The organism is Pseudalgibacter alginicilyticus (assembly GCF_001310225.1).
Lineage (GTDB): Bacteria > Bacteroidota > Bacteroidia > Flavobacteriales > Flavobacteriaceae > Pseudalgibacter > Pseudalgibacter alginicilyticus.
Window position 1 is genome coordinate 1241887 of record NZ_CP012898.1, and the last position, 16465, is coordinate 1258351.

The following is a 16465-nucleotide window of genomic DNA, read 5'->3' on the forward strand; positions in this document are numbered from 1 at the left end:
TAAATGTTAGCGTTTTTTTTTAACATATTAAAACACAAAATTGTGTTTTTATTAAGGTTACATCAATTATTTACTAAAAAAATCTCTTTTTTTAATGGCACACTTTACAGTCAGCTCTCTCTTTAAGCTCACCAACCAAATAACCTTCTTCATTTAACTTAAAACCACAACAATCCATAAATCCCTTAGCAATTAACTTTCTAGCACGTTGTATTTGCGATTTAGCAGTAGGTAGAGATAAATTCAATTGCTGGGCAACTTCCGTTTGCTTTAAGCCCTTAATATCTGCTAAAAACAAAGGTATTCTGTATTTTTTAGGAAGATTACTGATAATACTTCGCAAACAATCTTGCTCCGAATGCTCGTGATGCTCATCTTCATCAATAAAATATTCATCTGAGACATCTTGGAAACTTGGTTGCTTTCTAAAATAATCCATAACAGTATACCTCGCAATTGAAAACACCCAAGGTTTCAATTTACTATTGTCTCTTAATGACGTTATTTTAGTATGTATTTTGATAAAAACCTCTTGAAGCAAATCATCTGCTACGACACCATCCTTCACTTTACTTATTATGAAGTATTTTAAATCATCTCCATATAGTTTCCAAATATCTTGAGTTTTCATAGTAATAAAAAAATAGTGTTTACCTTAAAGTTAATAAAATAAACACTATTTACATGTCATTTACATATAACTTAACAATTGCAATTGGCACAAGTACAATTTTCACAGGTGCAGTTAGCACATCCACTACTTTTGCAAGCGTTACAATTACAAGTACATTCTTTATTTTCCATGATATTATGTGTTTAAATTCATAGAATAGACGCTAAACAGGAGTCAAAGATGCATTTTTTATGCTTTTTTTTATTTAAAACTCAAAAAAAATAAAACCGAAAAAATTATTTATTTGTAAATACCATAAACATAAACACACCGTAGGCCAACACCAAAAAGAACCCTTTCATTTTGCTTATCTGTAATCTTTTAGGAAGAAATACTAATGGTATTAAAACAGCAGAAAAACCAAGCATCCAAAAAATATCGCTATACATTATTTGAGGCTCAGTTACTGGAATAGGCGTAATTATAGCTGTTAAGCCTAAAACAGAAGCTATATTAAAAATATTAGAACCTATTAAATTCCCCAACGAAATAGCTTTTTCTTGTTTTGCTGCAGCTATAACAGATGCTGCTAATTCTGGGACACTTGTACCAATAGCGATTAAAGATACTCCTATTACAGCCTCACTCACTCCTATTGAAGTAGCAATATCCTTAGCTCCAAAAACCAACCATTCACTACCAAAGTACAATGATACAGCCCCTATCAGCAACCATAAAAATATTTTGATATTTGAAACAACAGCTAATGATTCATCTACCGCCTCAAGGTCTGAATCTTTTCTTGCATTTCTTATTAAGATAATTAAAAACACAATGAGACCAATAAATAAAATAACCCCTTCAAGAACAGAAAGAATGTTATCGTTTTTTAAAAAATAATAAAGGACTATTGAATATATCATCATTACAGGCCAATTCAATTTATAAAATGATTTATCAACAGCAATAGATCCTACCATAGCTGTAACCCCCAATACCAAACCTATATTAGCTATATTAGAGCCCACCACATTATTGATGGCAATGGCTGGCGAACCCGAAAGCGCTGCTTGTAGACTCACTAAAAGCTCTGGAGCCGAGGTAGCAAAAGACACCACCGTCATACCAATCACCATTTTAGAAATATTAAATTTAAAAGACAATGCTACTGACGACCGTACTAAAAATTCGCCGCCTATAACTAATAATATAAAACCTAAAACAACCCAAAGTATACTCATAGTAATATTTTTTTGCTAAGATAATACAACCTTTTTCGATTTACACTTTTTTAGTTTACGTTTCTTTGAGCCATAACAAAACTAAAAATTCCGTTACAAAACTATTATTTTAGTTGTTTAACTATAAAAATAGTTATATGTTTGTATACAGTAATTAAATCAAAAGATTCCCGCCTTCTTGGGAATGACAAAAAAATATTATTCAATGGAAAAACTAACCAACAAAGAAGAAGAAATCATGCACATTTTATGGAAGCTAGAAAAAGCCTTCGTAAAAGATGTGCTAGCTGAAATAAAAGTGGACAAACCCCACTACAACACACTATCAACCATTATCAGAAATTTAGAAGAAAAAGGGTATGTAGCATACAATGCCTATGGCAAAACCCATCAATACTATCCCATTGTAACTAAAGAAGACTACAGAAAAGGTTTTATGAATACGGCCATTAACAATTATTTCAATAATTCTTATAAAAACATGGTGTCCTTTTTTGCCAAAGAAGAAAAAATTAGCGTGGAAGAGCTTAAGGAAATTATTGAACTTATTGAAAAAGAAAAATAACATGGAATATTTACTGAAAGTTAGTGCTGTTAGCATCATTTTTTATCTGTGTTATAAAGTATTTTTACAACGCGACACTTTTTTTGAACACAACCGATGGTTTTTACTACTTGGTTTAATAACCTCTTTCCTAATTCCTTTGTTTGTCATTCCTATTTACATAGAATATACACCCATTGATTTATCTGAATATACAATGCGTCCTTTAACAAACGGTATGCAACCTGTTGAAAAACCATTTAATATTTTAGATTACCTACCTATTCTGTACGGTATCGGCGTTCTATTTTTTACAGCTAATTTTATAATACAATTGGCATCGCTGTCCACTGTAATTTTTAAAAACAAAAGAAAAAAACAAGAACGCTATACAATTGTACAAACCACAAACAAAATGTCTCCTTTTTCATTTTTCAACTGGATTGTTTATAACCCAGAGAAATTTAATAAAACCGAATTAGAGCAAATAATAACTCATGAAAAAGTGCATGCCCGCCAATACCACTCTATAGATGTATTGTTAACACAATTATCTTGCGTTGTACTTTGGTTTAATCCATTTATTTGGCTTTACAACAAAAGCATAAAACAAAATTTAGAGTTTATTGCCGATTATAAAGCCCAACAAAAGTTCAACTCTAAAAAAAGCTACCAAACCACCTTATTAAAAACAAGTATGCCATCTCATCAAATGGCTTTAACCAATAATTTTTACACATCATTAATCAAAAAACGAATTGTTATGTTACAAAAATCAAAATCGAAAAAAATCAATCAATTAAAGTATTTACTAATCCTGCCTGTTTTGGGCTGGTTTTTAATGAGTTTCAATACTCAAGAAATAAAAATCAAAAAAGAAAACATCCAGGAAATAAGCCCTAACCAAAAAAGACCTTTTACTCTTACAATTTTTAATACTATAACAGATTCAGAAATAAAAAGCACTATTAGTTTAGCAAAAACTAAAGGGGTCACTTTAAAAATTAAAAACTTAAAGCGCAATGCAGACTATCAAATCATAAAAATTTCAGCTGAATTTAAAAACTCAAAAGGGCAATCTGGTAGCTACCACATAGATGGATTAGAGCCTATAAATTCATTTTATTATATGGAAAACAATGGCGTTTCTGGTTTTTTTACAGAATCGAAAACTCCCTTTAAAATTAGAAATTCTGTTTCCAATGCTACCGTTATAGGTTATGGAAACGAAAACAACAAAAGCTTGGACACCACTGAAAATGTGAAAAAACCTATATACATAATTAATGGTGAAGATGCAACAGAAGAAGAATTTCACATTTTAAACCCAGATGAAATTTCAAGTATCAGTGTTTTAAAAAAGGAATATGCCATTCTTAGTTATGGAGATAAAGGGGAAAATGGTATTATTAAAGTTATAACTAAGCAAGCAAAAAACCCATTTGAAATAACTATTATTACGAAAGAGGGGGATACGATAATCGACAAAAAACCACCATTAATGGTTATAAACGGAAAAATATCTTCTATACGTGAATTCGATAATTTAAACAGAAATAACTTAGAGCGATATTTTTTTTTAAGAAAGGAATTTGCCATAAAAAAATACGGATTAAAAGGAAAAAACGGAGCAATTGAAGTTACCACTAAAAAGAAAAAGTAACTGTCCGAAAATTAAAGATTAAAGACACTCGTTTAGAGTGTCTTTTTTTTGTTTCACTATTTTAAAAATAATGAAAACCTAAAAAATAGCCTTTTTAAAACAAACAATCCCTTAGTTTTAAAAACTCACCCTAAAAACCCTCTACAATTGTTTTAATTTATAATAAATATATACTTTTTAATCACATATTAAAACTTTATTTAAGAAATCAACTTACATATTAATATACATATCATTTTTTTAATTATAAATACGTATTCAATTTCATCAATTTTAATAAAATCACTTGGAAGGAGGTTTTCCAAATCCATATATTGAAAACTCAATCAATAAACAGAGTCTTAATACTAACCTTTAAAACCTAAAATTATGATGACACTTGCTAAAATTATAATCGTTATTATTTTATCGATTATATAATTCTAAATATGTAAAACTTAGTCTAGAATAAGTTTTACTATTTTTACACTCTCTATGAAGCACTTTAAAATGAAAAAGCAAGTATTTAAATTTTTAGCGAAGGTGAATAAAAAGATACTCCCCAGTTACTCCAAACAAGGGTTGGATTTAGCAAAGGCTACCAAACTTCAAATGGCCGTAATAGGCTGGCGTTGGTTTGTAACTAAAAATGCGTTGGATTAAATAACAATTCTTTAGATTGATTTGTTTTAGCTGCTTCAAAAGCGCTTAGCCCACACTCTAAAAAATCAGCATAATCATCCACGTTAGGCGTATATCCAACAGGCTGATTTAAGATTTGTTTTCCGTCAGAGCTTAAAAGTACATAGTAGGGTTGCGAATTTGTTTGAAAATACTGTGTTTGAAAATGTGCCCATTTATGTCCGTAATTTTCTAGTAATCTAGTACCTCCATTTATTCTATTCACTTCTATTTGCTCTTCTTTAGGCAATTCTTTTTTATCATCAACATATAACGAAATCAACACATAATCATTCCTCAAATAATCATCAATTTTTTGTGAAGGCCAAACATGCTCTTCCATTTTTCTACAATTAACACAAGCTAAACCTGTAAAATCAATCATAACGGGTTTATTCACTTTTTGAGCATACGCTAAGCCCGTTTTTAAATCCTTAAAACAATCTAAATTATTAGGACAATCATTAGGATACAAAATACTATAACCCACAGGAGGTGCTAAACCACTCAAAAGTGTTAAAGGCTTAAATGTATTGGTTTCATTGTTTACTCTAAAACCAGAAATTAAATACGCTGTAAACACAGCAAATATAATAGCGGTTGTTAATCTATAAATAGACAGTTTCTTTAATGGTGAATCATGCGGGAATTTTATTTTTCCAAATAGATACAATGTCAACCCTCCAAAAATGATAATCCAAATAACTAAAAAGGGTTCAATTTTTAAAAAATTCCAATGGGCCACCAAATCAGCATTCGATAAAAACTTAAATGCCAATGCCAATTCTAAAAAACCCAATACTACTTTTGTTGTGTTTAACCAACCTCCAGATTTTGGCAAAGCATTCATCATATTAGGAAACATAGCAAACAAGGCAAAAGGCAAGCCTAAGGAAACTCCAAATCCTGCCATACCAGCTGTAAGCTGCCATGCACCGCCATCAGCCGTTAAAGAACCAGCCAACAACGACCCTAATATAGGACCTGTACAAGAAAATGACACAATGGCTAAAGTTAATGCCATAAAGAAAATACCTATTAAACCTCCAGAACTTTCTCCTTGAGTTGTTTTATTTGTCCAACTTGCTGGCAAAGTCAACTCATAATATCCAAAAAATGAAAATGCGAAGAACACAAAAATTAAAAAGAAAACAATATTTAACCAAACATTGGTAGAAATTTCGTTTAATATGTCTGGGTTTAAAGAATCTAATAAATGAAATGGCACACTCAATAGTATATACACCGCAAAAATAAAGAAACCGTAAAGTAGTGCTTTTGACACACCAGAGCCTTTATTTTGCCCACTTTTTTTTGTAAAAAAACTAACCGTCAAAGGTATCATGGGAAACACACAAGGTGTTAATAAGGCTAACAAACCACCTAAAAAACCTAAAGCAAAAACTCCCCATAATGATTTTTCTTTTGTTTCTGTTACTACAACTACTTCCTTTCCACAATCACTGGTAGGTTTTATCAACTCATTTTTTGACAAGCCATACAACAATGCATTGGTAACAGCATCATCTATTACGGGTGCTTGTTCTTCCATAGCATTATCTACAGGAGTATTTGATATATTAAAAATTAAATCTACTTCTGTTGGTGGCGAGCACCTAACATCATCACATGCCATAAATTCAACAGAAGCTTTTATGGTATTTATATTATTTAATATTTCAACTTTTTGAACAAAAACAGCCTTATTATCAAAATGCTTGATTCGCATTTCAAAAACAGGATCATCTACCGTTATTCCTTCTTCTTCAGAAGTGTTGCCGATTAACTTATAATCATCATTTACAACATAACTAAACGTTGTTGGAATGGGGCCACCGTCAGGCACACTTTGGGCATACAAATGAGACCCAGCCTCAATAGTAGCTGTAGATATTAAATGGTATTCGGTATCCGATATTTTTTCAACAGATGCAGACCACTTTACAGGGTTGTACATTTGTGCGGTAGCATAGAATTGACAAAAAAATATAACTATAAAAGCGAAAGTTGCTTTTTTCATAATGTCTTGTTTTTGCTAATTAGTGTTAAACAGAACCTAAACCTTTCAATAAAAAATAATTAAGATTATGAATCTGTAAAAATAGCATAAAAACACAAGTTGATATGTTAGTATAATACTAAAATTAAAGAAATACAGTCTCTACATACTATGAAACTCAATTAAATTAGCTTCGTAATATTGATTACCTAATTTTGTTAATAAATTTTTAATGATATTACTATCACCTGCAACTGCTATAGCAGAATAACCAACATTGTTTAGTTTTCCTAACCTTAAATCTTTAATATTAATATTTTTTGAGGCCAAAGCAGAAAGTAATATTAATAAAACCCCTGGGGCATTATGGTGTTTTGTAAGAATCACCTTTTCACTCAGTGCTAAATTTAAATTTACACCATCCATTTCCAACAAATAAACACCTTCACGATAATAGTTTGGCAACTCGGCATTTTCTTTGTACGTTAAATTAGTAAAAAGTCCAGCATCGGTGCCATTAATAAAATCAATAGCACTTTGAACGTTTCCATTTTCACTTTCAAGAGATAAAAATGCCATAGCTGTGCCATCATTATTGGATTTTAAACGTGCTGTTTCAACATTAATACCCTCTGAAGCCAATGTATTGAAAAGTGATGAAATGACCCCTGGTCTATCCAAATGTTCTGAAAATAAACCATTAACCTTATTTTTGGATGGTTTGGGGATGTCATTGGTAACAGTAATGGATTTTCCCCATTTCCGAATTCTAATGGCGTTATAATCCCCCATACTGGTAGCATTTTTATAAATATCTACAAATTCTGAGAATGAACCACCAAATGAAAAATCCGGAATGATTCTTCTATGTTCATCATCCAATCTTTGATTTAACAATTCAATACCCTTATTTAAAACGGTATATTTCACCTTTAGCTCATGATCATCAAAAATGGTACGGTTTTCAGGTATTAATTTTGAATAACTCACATAACTCTCATAACCAGCTTCATGAATATATTCTAAACTTTCTTTAAAATTTAAACCATAATAGCGCACATGATGTGTATCTGTTCCAACACAAACTGGAATTTGAAGTTCGTTAGCATGTCTTAAAATACTTTGTACTGGATATACCCCTACACCTTTAAACTTACCTGCCATATTTACATCCAATGACAAGTTTCTATCGGCAATAAGTTCTAAAAGTGTTCTGAATTTATTTGCTAATGGATGCGCACTCGTTTCAAAATTCACCAATGCTTCTGGCATATCTACATTCAATTTGGGTAAATCTATATGGCCAATAATTTGGATCATATTTCCAAAACTCTCAATCATCTGAATCATTTCATTAAAATAGCCATCCCAATAAGCCTCTAAACTTCCTCGAATTTTCAACAATTCAAGTGCTTCTTCTTTTGAACCATCGTAAGGTAAACCTTCAGGTGCAAAATGAACAGATCCAATAACGTAGTCAGCATCTTCAGCCTGAAATATTTTTGATCGACTCCATTGCAAGCCTAAATCTGGCCCCATCCATTCTAACTCAACACCATATTTAATATTGATACGTCCTTCATATTTTTTACGAAGATTAGCAATGCGCTTAGGATAGTTTAAATAAGATTTATTACCCCTAATAAATTTAACGTTCGTTTCTCTTTCTGCAATATATCTAAAACTCGTTAGCCTTGGCGAATGAATAACGAACGTGATACTTGGATGCCTGGCTGCTATGGCTTTATCAATAATATCTTCTAATTTATCAATTCCATGTTTTACATGATCTTGCTCTGTACCAGCATGAATACCATGCGTTTCCCAAATAAATTCATTGAATTTTCTCATCAATCAATACGCTTTAAATTGTGCTTCATATAATCTCCAAATTTAATGATTGGAATGGAATTATGAGTTATAATTTAATGGTTTTATATAAAAACTAAAAACAACACTCTTCATAACTCAGTATTTCAATACAGATAAATTATACCTAAATAAAAAGCCAATGCGTGAAAAACATTGGCTTTTATAACTATATCATATATCCTAAAATAGGATTAATGAATTAACAATTTGTATTGACTTAGGCTAAAGAGATACTTTTGTACCTGTAAAGGTTCCATCAAAAATATCTAAAATAGAATTATCTTTTTTACCATTAGCAATGTAAGTTGGAATATTTTTAGCTGCCGCTTTTTGTGCATAATCTAACTTTGATCCCATACCTCCTCTGCCTTCGCCTTCGGTTTTATCGTTTTCTTTAATATACTTATCTAAATTTTCTTCTGGATCTACATTTTCAACAAGGCTGCTATCTTTAGCATCTGGATGCCCTGTATACAGTCCATCAATATCTGTTAGTATAATAAGTTTGTCTGCATTTATTAATTCTGCAATTAAACTTGCAAGCTCATCATTGTCTGAAAACATAGACATGGTAACCGATACAGCATCATCCTCATTAGCAATAGGAATAACACCTTCTTGTAACAAACCTTCACAACAATTAATCATATTTTGCCTGTGAATTCCTGGACTAAAATCTCGTTTAGTAGGCAAAACCTGAGCACATTTCATCCCAAAATCATTAAAAATATTATAATAGTGACGCATCATTCGCGGCTGACCAATTGCAGAATACACTTGACGTCTTTGGGTGTCGTTTTTTATTTTGGATTTTCCTAAAACCTCTTTTCCTGCAATAACAGACCCCGAAGAAACTAAAATAGTCATTATATCTCGTTCATAAAGTTCTGAAATTTGCCTCACCAATTCTCTTAAAACGGGTCTTAGTATTCTATTATCCTTGTTAGTCATAACGTTGGTACCAACCTTAATAACAATTCTTTCTTTATACATGTTTTTATTTTTTACCCAGTTCTACTGCACGATTAAAAGCAGCAAATGCAGCTTCTTGTATTAATTTATTAACATTGTTGGCATCCATAGAATCTAGGGCTGCTTGTGTTGTTCCACCTTTAGACGCTACTTTTTCCATCCATGCTTTAGGAGTAATATTGTACTGATTAAAAAGTTCTACAGCACCTTTAAAAGTTTGACTTACCAATAGCGTTCCTTCTTCTTTTGAAAAACCCATTTCTGTAGCTGCTTCCATCATACTTTGCATAAAATAAAACACATAAGCAGGACCACTTCCTGAAATTCCTGTAGAAGCATCAATAAACCGTTCACTTGTTACTTGAATAGATTTTCCTGTGGTATTTAATAAATCCTCAACAATTAAAGCCTCATCATTAGAAACCTCTTTTGTGGCTATAAAAGAAGTTAACCCCTGACCAATTTGAGCAGGTAAGTTAGGCATAGCTCTTACAACTTTAGTTAAGCCTGTCCCTTCTTGAATGGTTTGTATGGTAACACCTGCCATAACAGAAACAGCTATTTGTTTGGGGTTTAAAAATAATTTTATTTCCTCAAATACACTTTCGGAGTGATAAGGTTTTACTGCTATAAAAATAATATCTGCTTGTGGCACACAATCTTTAAAATCTTCAAAAGCATCAAAATATGAAATCTGATGTAGTTCTTTGAGCTTTTCTTCTGACTTGTCTAAAACCATAATGTTTTCATTGTTAAGACGTTTTGATTTTGACATGCCTTCAGCATATGTAAGCCCCATGTTTCCAGCGCCTATTACTAGTACTTTCATGTATATATTAATTAGTTAGTGTAATGTAGTGAATTTATAAAAAAAAAGAGTTAAACAAACAACATACTTTCTTTGTTAATTCTTTTATCTTCAAAATACATTTCTTTATTTTTCTTTATTGTTGCTACAGGTAATCCGAATATATATTTTTTAACGTAAGTTATTCGGGTTATAATTTCAAACATTTTTTTCGAACTTCGTTTTCTATAGGTCGTTTTTCTTCTTATTTGTATAATTTTCATTCTATGCTTTTTTAATTTAATAAATATTGAGTTTTAAATAGGTTATCGTTCTAAAACCATTTCAATATTTTTAGGTTTAAACCCACTGTTTTTAAATAATTTAACCACTGGATTGTTTTTATTAATATGTAGAGCTATATCTCCCCTACAATAATTTATAGTATAATTTATTAATTCTTTAGCTATGCCTTTTCCTCTATATTCTTTTTTTACTGCCACATTAACCAATATGTTTTCTGGAATGTATTCTTTCATACCTGTTTTGTTAATGACTAAAGCTCCCAAAATATCACTTTTATGTTCCATAACAAACACATAGCCACCAAGTCCAGGTATTTCTTTTGCTGCATACAACAAAGATTTTTTGACTGCACTTTTGCTATCGCCATATTCTCCTGAATTTTCATGCAAAAAATTGGCTATACGATTTATATCATTGATTGACAACCTTGTAAAGGCATCAAAGGTTTTTATAATCATTGACTTTAATTATTTATTACCGAGCAATTAACATTACTACAGTAAATAGTGATAAATTAATACAAGTAGAAAGAATTAAATATTTAATAAAATAGATATTTAACTAATGTAAACTGAATAAATCAAAAAAAGAGGAAACTCTTATAATTAACGAGCAGGAGGAATAAATTTACTAGACTGGGTTCTAAAAACTAGAAAGTTAAAATTGAATATTCTTTGATTTCGCTTTTCATGAATGCTTGTTATCATGGTGCAAAAATACAAAAAGCCCTTCCCTTTAGCAAGAAAACCTTGTTAATATACTTATAAATAATATAATGGCTACTTTATAACCATAAAAAAGCCCCCATAAATGGAGGCTATATTTTTTATAATTTCTGTCCAATTAAGCTGAAACAGTAGTATTTAATTTTGAGCTCAATTCCATAGAAATAGATGAACGGTCAAACTTTAATTTTCCAGACATGGTTTCTAAAACACAAGTTCCATCTTTATCATTTAACTCTAAAATTTTACCGTGTAGTCCACTTTTGGTAATTATTTTATCGCCTTTTTTTAATTCGGCATTAAACTTTTTTTCTTTTTTTGCGCGTTTCATTTGTGGCGCAATCATGAAGAAATACACAACCACAAACATCAAAATAAACGGCATAAACTTACTTAACTCTTCCATTGTCTGTTTTTATTAATTAAAATCGTTATTAATCGTGGTTATGGCCTTCGTGCCCAGGTTGCGTACTATACTTAACCTGTTGTTGAACTGGAGAATTAACACCTGGAGCTGCTGGAGCCACTTGACTAGTTGCTGTTGGTGTATTTGGGTCTGGTTTTACAAAGGCCGTAATTTTAACTGTTTCGGTACCTTTTTCTGTATTTGCAGTAACAGTAATGGTTTTAGACACTTTGTTAGCACCACTTCCATTAAATTCTACCGTAAATTCTCCCGACTCACCGACAGCTAAAGGCTCTCTACTCCAATCTTGAGGTACTGTACAACCACAAGAACTTTTAATATCTGTAATTACCAAAGGAGCTTCTCCTGTATTTTTATATTTAAAAACCGTTTTAACGGCTGTTTTTGCTTCAATTTCTCCAAAATCATGCTCTACTTTATCAAATTCAATCACTGGAAATTTAGATGAATTAGCATCTCTTTCTGCTGCTGCTGCAACATTAGTTTCATTAATTTTTTTTGAGGCATTCTCTTTACAAGAAGTAAAAGCTACTAAACAAAGTGTACTGAATCCTAAAATTACTTTTTTCATGTGGAATGGGTTTATTGTTTTAATTTATTTATGTAACATCCTATCAATTTATCCTTGTTAACAATAAGAATTTTATCCAAAATGTTTCATGATTTTAACTATAATTTAAGCTGTAAAAGTAGCAATTAATATAGTCGATTTAAAATTTTTATTAATTTGTTAACATTATCTTACATCAAACCACGACCTACTTTATTGAGCTTACCGTCTGCTTCATATTCTTTTACCAATTTGTCTAAAATACCATTTATAAAAATACTACTTTTTGGAGTGGAATATTCTTTAGCTATTTCTAAATACTCATTCATAGTAACTTTTACTGGTATTGATGGAAATTTTTGAAGCTCACAAATTGCCATTTGTAACAATACAAAATCCACATCAGCAATTCGATCAGAATCCCAATTCTGGGTTTTTAAATCAATTTCTTTATTTAATGCTGTTGTATTTAGAAGTGTTTTTCTAAATAATTGGATAGCAAATTGCTTATCATCATCATCTTTATACAGCTTGGGTACAAAGTAATTATCTATTGGATTTGACTTAAGTTTTCTAAGTTGTTTTAAAATTGTAGTATTTACCGTTGGTAAATCATCAAGCCATGTTAAATTTTTATCTTCAATATAGTCGTATAACTTATCATTGGGAGCTATAATATCTTTAAAAATATCTACAACAAAATCCTTGTCTTCCTTAAAATCAGAAACTCTTGTTGCCATATATTCGTGATACAAATCACTGGAAATAATTGCTTTGAATATAACTTCAACATACTCACCATCTAAATCCCAGTAATTTATATTGTTCTTTTCAAAAGCATTTTTTAAAGATAAATCTTCTTTAATAAACTGGAATACTTGATTGTTTACAAACTTTCTGTTCGGATCTTTATCTGCAGCAGTAGCTAAATGTTTCTTTTGTTTTTTTTGAAGATCGTCTTCGGCTCTTTTTTGAACCTCGATTAAAAGCGACAATAAAAGTAAATACAAATTATACATATTATCAATGCTAAACAACAAAAATTTTTGGTCTTTACTTAAATCATCACTTTCGCTACCTTTAAAAGCATAAATTGTTTGCATTACTTTTATACGAATATGTCTTCTATTTAACATACTTACAAAGAACTTTAATTATTAATGGGTTATTTTTATCCATTTTCAGTTGGCAAAAATAATATTATTTTAAATGAATAACCTGATTTTATTCATTTATTATCCAATTCTAAAATTAGATTATATTTAACAATCAAGCAATCCCTATAAACCTAATTTTTGTTTTTATTGCCTTATCTTTGCTAACTCAAATGGAAGCGCCATTCTACTTAATAACAACCCAAACTGTAAATGAAGGAATTACAGCACCTTAACAAATACTTTTTAAAATACAAAAAACACCTTTTAATTGGAATTGTAATTACTATAATTGCTCGGATTTTTTTGTTATTCACACCTCGATACATTAAAAAGATTTTTGAAGTTGTAGAAAAACATCAAAAAGGATTAGGAGAAAGCTCCATTCAATCTGAACTTATTGAAATCATTCTATACATTGTAGGTGCGGCTATTATAGCTGGTATTTTTACATTTTTAATGCGTCAAACCATTATCAATGTCTCAAGATATATTGAGTATGACTTAAAAAACGAAATCTACAATCAGTATCAAAAACTATCTTTAAACTTTTATAAAAAGAACAGAACAGGTGATTTAATGAATCGTATTAGTGAGGATGTTGGACGCGTACGCATGTATGCAGGACCAGCTATTATGTATAGTATAAACACCATTACACTATTTGTAATTGCACTTATTTATATGTTTGATGAAGCTCCAAAGCTAACCCTATATACTATTTTACCGCTTCCAATACTTTCTGTTGCTATTTATAAATTAAGTAAAGAAATACACAAACGAAGTACTATAGTTCAACAATACCTTTCAAAACTATCTACTTTTACTCAGGAAACATTTAGTGGTATTTCTGTAATCAAAGCTTATGGTATTGAGCCGTATACAGCTTCAAGTTTCAACACGCTTTCTGAAGCAAGCAAGCAAACCCAATTAAGTTTAGTTAAAGTGCAAGCCTTCTTTTTTCCTATGATGATTTTACTCATTGGCGCTAGTAATTTGTTAGTTATTTATATAGGAGGCAAACAATATATTAATGGTGAAATTGAAAGTTTGGGAACCATAGCAGAATTTATTATTTATGTTAACATGCTTACCTGGCCAGTTGCTACTGTAGGCTGGGTAACTTCTATTGTACAACAAGCAGAAGCTTCACAAAAACGTATCAACGAATTTTTACGACTGGAACCAGAAATTAAAAATACAGTGAATATACACACCAAAATTCATGGAAACATTAAGTTTGACAATGTGTTTTTTACTTATGACGACACCAATATAGAAGCATTAAAAGGTGTCAGTTTTAATATAAACCAAGGTGAAACCTTAGCCATTTTAGGAAAAACAGGTTCAGGAAAATCCACCATTTTAGATTTAATAGGCAGACTTTATGATGTTAATAATGGTTTCATATTTATTGATGAAAAAAAAATTCATCAACTCAATCTATCAGACTTAAGAAATAGTGTGGGCTATGTACCCCAAGAAGCTTTTTTGTTTTCTGACACCATAAAAAACAACATTAAATTTGGAAAAGATAATGCTACAGACCAAGACGTGATGGAAGCAGCAAAAGATGCCCAAGTACATAAAAACATCCTAAAATTCAATAAAAAATACGATACAATTTTGGGAGAAAGAGGCATCACACTTTCTGGAGGTCAAAAGCAACGTATTTCCATTGCACGTGCCATAATTAAAAAACCCGAAATATTGTTGTTTGATGATTGCTTATCTGCTGTTGACACCGAAACAGAAGAAAAAATATTAAAAAATCTAAACAGAATTACTCAAGGAAAAACCACAATCATAGTAAGTCATCGTGTTTCTTCAGCAAAAAATGCAGATAAAATTATTGTTTTGGAAGATGGTAAAATTGTTCAAGAAGGCAACCACAATACACTTATCAATATAGAAGGTTACTACAAACACCTGTATTTAAAACAATTAAGTGAAAACACCGGCTCTAATTAAGTTTCTAATACCGTAAAATTTTATATTATTTTTCACAAAAACTTTAATTAACTAAATGATTTTAAAAGAAACTCGATATTTTGTTGGTTAATCCATGTTTTTTTTAGATTTTTGAGAAGCAAAATGACAATTTTATAAATTTCAATTACGATTATGGGTACACATGACATGATGGAGAAAGAGGAAATTTTTTCTAAAGTATTAAGAGCAGGAAGACGCACATACTTCTTTGATGTTAGAGCTACTAAAGCTGAAGATTATTATCTAACCATTACAGAAAGTAAAAAATTCACTAATGATGACGGCTCTTTTCATTACAAAAAACATAAAATTTACATTTACAAAGAAGACTTTTCAGAATTTAGAGAGATTTTAGCTGAAATGACCGATTATATTATTGAAGAGAAAGGTGATGAAGTTATAAGCGAACGTCATCAAAAAGATTTCAAAAAAGAATACGACGACAATTCTATATCTGCCAAAGTTGATAACTCAAAAACTACTGATAGTTTTACAGACATTGATTTTGACGATATTTAAACTAAACTAAATACCTATGAAAAGCCGTTGAACAAAATAGTTCTGCGGCTTTTTTTATGGATTTATCAAATAAAATCAGCTTACCACACTGCCATTTTTAACTTTGTTTTCTGTGTTTAGCAATATTACATCTTTCCCGTTTACGGCTCCTAAAATCAAACATTCACTCATAAATTTAGCTATTTGCTTTTTAGGAAAGTTTACCACAGCAACAATTTGCTTGTTTAGTAAATCTTCTTTTTTATAAAGTGTTGTAATTTGTGCGGAAGTTTTTTTAATTCCCAATTCGCCAAAATCAATAGTAAGTTGATAAGCTGGTTTTCTGGCTTCTGGAAAATTATTTATTCCAATAATAGTCCCAACCCGCAAATCAACTTTATTAAAATCATCAAAAGTTATTATGTTATTCATTTTTTAAAAATACAAATTATAACGAAATTT

The 16465-nt window shown here is 30.5% G+C and carries 17 protein-coding genes; 5 read left to right on the top strand and 12 right to left on the bottom strand.

Features of this window, described 5'->3' with window-relative positions:
• Positions 1-91: 91 nt before the first annotated feature.
• On the bottom strand, positions 92-631 hold the full coding sequence (locus APS56_RS05080) for a sigma-70 family RNA polymerase sigma factor (protein WP_054725519.1): 540 nt from the start codon (positions 629-631) through the stop codon (positions 92-94).
• Positions 632-909: 278 nt separating this feature from the next.
• On the bottom strand, positions 910-1854 hold the full coding sequence (locus APS56_RS05085) for a calcium/sodium antiporter (RefSeq protein WP_054725522.1): 945 nt from the start codon (positions 1852-1854) through the stop codon (positions 910-912).
• 205 nt (positions 1855-2059) lie between these two features.
• On the opposite strand from APS56_RS05085, the gene APS56_RS05090 reads away from it, so the two are divergent.
• The 3 genes from APS56_RS05090 to APS56_RS05100 all read left to right on the top strand — a co-directional run bounded on the left by APS56_RS05090 (position 2060) and on the right by APS56_RS05100 (position 4703).
• Positions 2060-2419, top strand: coding sequence for a BlaI/MecI/CopY family transcriptional regulator (locus APS56_RS05090; RefSeq protein WP_054731174.1), 360 nt, complete (start codon positions 2060-2062; stop codon positions 2417-2419).
• A gap of 1 nt (position 2420) precedes the next feature.
• Positions 2421-4061: a M56 family metallopeptidase gene (locus APS56_RS05095; protein WP_157757610.1), complete on the top strand. Its 1641-nt coding sequence runs from the start codon at positions 2421-2423 to the stop codon at positions 4059-4061.
• A 489-nt stretch (positions 4062-4550) separates the two neighbouring features.
• Entirely contained in the window at positions 4551-4703 is a 153-nt protein-coding gene (locus APS56_RS05100; protein ID WP_054731176.1) for a hypothetical protein, read from the top strand.
• Here the strand turns inward: APS56_RS05100 and APS56_RS05105 are convergent.
• The 9 genes from APS56_RS05105 to nusB all read right to left on the bottom strand — a co-directional run bounded on the left by APS56_RS05105 (position 4684) and on the right by nusB (position 13462).
• Positions 4684-6741 (bottom strand): protein-disulfide reductase DsbD family protein, encoded by a 2058-nt coding sequence (locus APS56_RS05105; protein ID WP_054725528.1) that lies wholly within the window; start codon positions 6739-6741, stop codon positions 4684-4686. The two genes, APS56_RS05100 and APS56_RS05105, sit on opposite strands and share 20 nt — an antisense overlap.
• Before the next feature lie 141 nt (positions 6742-6882).
• Complete coding sequence (locus tag APS56_RS05110; protein ID WP_054725531.1) at positions 6883-8571, bottom strand: histidinol-phosphatase HisJ family protein; 1689 nt, start codon at positions 8569-8571, stop codon at positions 6883-6885.
• A 243-nt stretch (positions 8572-8814) separates the two neighbouring features.
• Complete coding sequence (gene proB, locus APS56_RS05115) at positions 8815-9585, bottom strand: glutamate 5-kinase (RefSeq protein WP_054725534.1); 771 nt, start codon at positions 9583-9585, stop codon at positions 8815-8817.
• Between the two features lie 4 nt (positions 9586-9589).
• Positions 9590-10393 (bottom strand): pyrroline-5-carboxylate reductase, encoded by an 804-nt coding sequence (gene proC / locus APS56_RS05120; RefSeq protein WP_054725537.1) that lies wholly within the window; start codon positions 10391-10393, stop codon positions 9590-9592.
• A gap of 50 nt (positions 10394-10443) precedes the next feature.
• Positions 10444-10635, bottom strand: coding sequence for a hypothetical protein (locus APS56_RS05125; protein WP_054725540.1), 192 nt, complete (start codon positions 10633-10635; stop codon positions 10444-10446).
• Positions 10636-10677: 42 nt separating this feature from the next.
• Positions 10678-11115, bottom strand: coding sequence for a GNAT family N-acetyltransferase (locus APS56_RS05130; RefSeq protein WP_054725542.1), 438 nt, complete (start codon positions 11113-11115; stop codon positions 10678-10680).
• 385 nt (positions 11116-11500) lie between these two features.
• On the bottom strand, positions 11501-11788 hold the full coding sequence (gene yajC, locus APS56_RS05135; protein ID WP_054725545.1) for a preprotein translocase subunit YajC: 288 nt from the start codon (positions 11786-11788) through the stop codon (positions 11501-11503).
• 28 nt (positions 11789-11816) lie between these two features.
• Positions 11817-12380 carry a DUF1573 domain-containing protein gene (locus APS56_RS05140; protein WP_054725548.1) on the bottom strand — a complete coding sequence of 188 codons (564 nt, stop codon included), beginning with the start codon at positions 12378-12380 and terminating at the stop codon, positions 11817-11819.
• A 170-nt stretch (positions 12381-12550) separates the two neighbouring features.
• Entirely contained in the window at positions 12551-13462 is a 912-nt protein-coding gene (gene nusB, locus APS56_RS05145; protein WP_082379415.1) for a transcription antitermination factor NusB, read from the bottom strand.
• Between the two features lie 264 nt (positions 13463-13726).
• Here nusB and APS56_RS05150 point away from each other — a divergent pair, with 264 nt between their 5' ends.
• Positions 13727-15484, top strand: a complete 1758-nt coding sequence (locus APS56_RS05150; protein ID WP_054725554.1) for an ABC transporter ATP-binding protein — start codon at positions 13727-13729, stop codon at positions 15482-15484.
• 153 nt (positions 15485-15637) lie between these two features.
• Entirely contained in the window at positions 15638-16024 is a 387-nt protein-coding gene (locus APS56_RS05155; RefSeq protein WP_054725557.1) for a PUR family DNA/RNA-binding protein, read from the top strand.
• 75 nt (positions 16025-16099) lie between these two features.
• On the opposite strand, the gene APS56_RS05160 is transcribed toward APS56_RS05155, so the two are convergent.
• Positions 16100-16435: a tRNA-binding protein gene (locus APS56_RS05160; protein WP_054725560.1), complete on the bottom strand. Its 336-nt coding sequence runs from the start codon at positions 16433-16435 to the stop codon at positions 16100-16102.
• Positions 16436-16465: the final 30 nt, after the last annotated feature.

What these genes read in the sequence shown, in the direction of transcription:
- APS56_RS05080 (WP_054725519.1), bottom strand. Translation starts at nt 631, where the DNA reads ATGAAAACTCAAGATATTTGGAAACTATATGGAGATGATTTAAAATAC.
- APS56_RS05085 (WP_054725522.1), bottom strand. Translation starts at nt 1,854, where the DNA reads ATGAGTATACTTTGGGTTGTTTTAGGTTTTATATTATTAGTTATAGGC.
- APS56_RS05090 (WP_054731174.1), top strand. Translation starts at nt 2,060, where the DNA reads ATGGAAAAACTAACCAACAAAGAAGAAGAAATCATGCACATTTTATGG.
- APS56_RS05095 (WP_157757610.1), top strand. Translation starts at nt 2,421, where the DNA reads ATGGAATATTTACTGAAAGTTAGTGCTGTTAGCATCATTTTTTATCTG.
- APS56_RS05100 (WP_054731176.1), top strand. Translation starts at nt 4,551, where the DNA reads ATGAAAAAGCAAGTATTTAAATTTTTAGCGAAGGTGAATAAAAAGATA.
- APS56_RS05105 (WP_054725528.1), bottom strand. Translation starts at nt 6,741, where the DNA reads ATGAAAAAAGCAACTTTCGCTTTTATAGTTATATTTTTTTGTCAATTC.
- APS56_RS05110 (WP_054725531.1), bottom strand. Translation starts at nt 8,571, where the DNA reads ATGAGAAAATTCAATGAATTTATTTGGGAAACGCATGGTATTCATGCT.
- proB (WP_054725534.1), bottom strand. Translation starts at nt 9,585, where the DNA reads ATGTATAAAGAAAGAATTGTTATTAAGGTTGGTACCAACGTTATGACT.
- proC (WP_054725537.1), bottom strand. Translation starts at nt 10,393, where the DNA reads ATGAAAGTACTAGTAATAGGCGCTGGAAACATGGGGCTTACATATGCT.
- APS56_RS05125 (WP_054725540.1), bottom strand. Translation starts at nt 10,635, where the DNA reads ATGAAAATTATACAAATAAGAAGAAAAACGACCTATAGAAAACGAAGT.
- APS56_RS05130 (WP_054725542.1), bottom strand. Translation starts at nt 11,115, where the DNA reads ATGATTATAAAAACCTTTGATGCCTTTACAAGGTTGTCAATCAATGAT.
- yajC (WP_054725545.1), bottom strand. Translation starts at nt 11,788, where the DNA reads ATGGAAGAGTTAAGTAAGTTTATGCCGTTTATTTTGATGTTTGTGGTT.
- APS56_RS05140 (WP_054725548.1), bottom strand. Translation starts at nt 12,380, where the DNA reads ATGAAAAAAGTAATTTTAGGATTCAGTACACTTTGTTTAGTAGCTTTT.
- nusB (WP_082379415.1), bottom strand. Translation starts at nt 13,462, where the DNA reads ATGCAAACAATTTATGCTTTTAAAGGTAGCGAAAGTGATGATTTAAGT.
- APS56_RS05150 (WP_054725554.1), top strand. Translation starts at nt 13,727, where the DNA reads ATGAAGGAATTACAGCACCTTAACAAATACTTTTTAAAATACAAAAAA.
- APS56_RS05155 (WP_054725557.1), top strand. Translation starts at nt 15,638, where the DNA reads ATGGGTACACATGACATGATGGAGAAAGAGGAAATTTTTTCTAAAGTA.
- APS56_RS05160 (WP_054725560.1), bottom strand. Translation starts at nt 16,435, where the DNA reads ATGAATAACATAATAACTTTTGATGATTTTAATAAAGTTGATTTGCGG.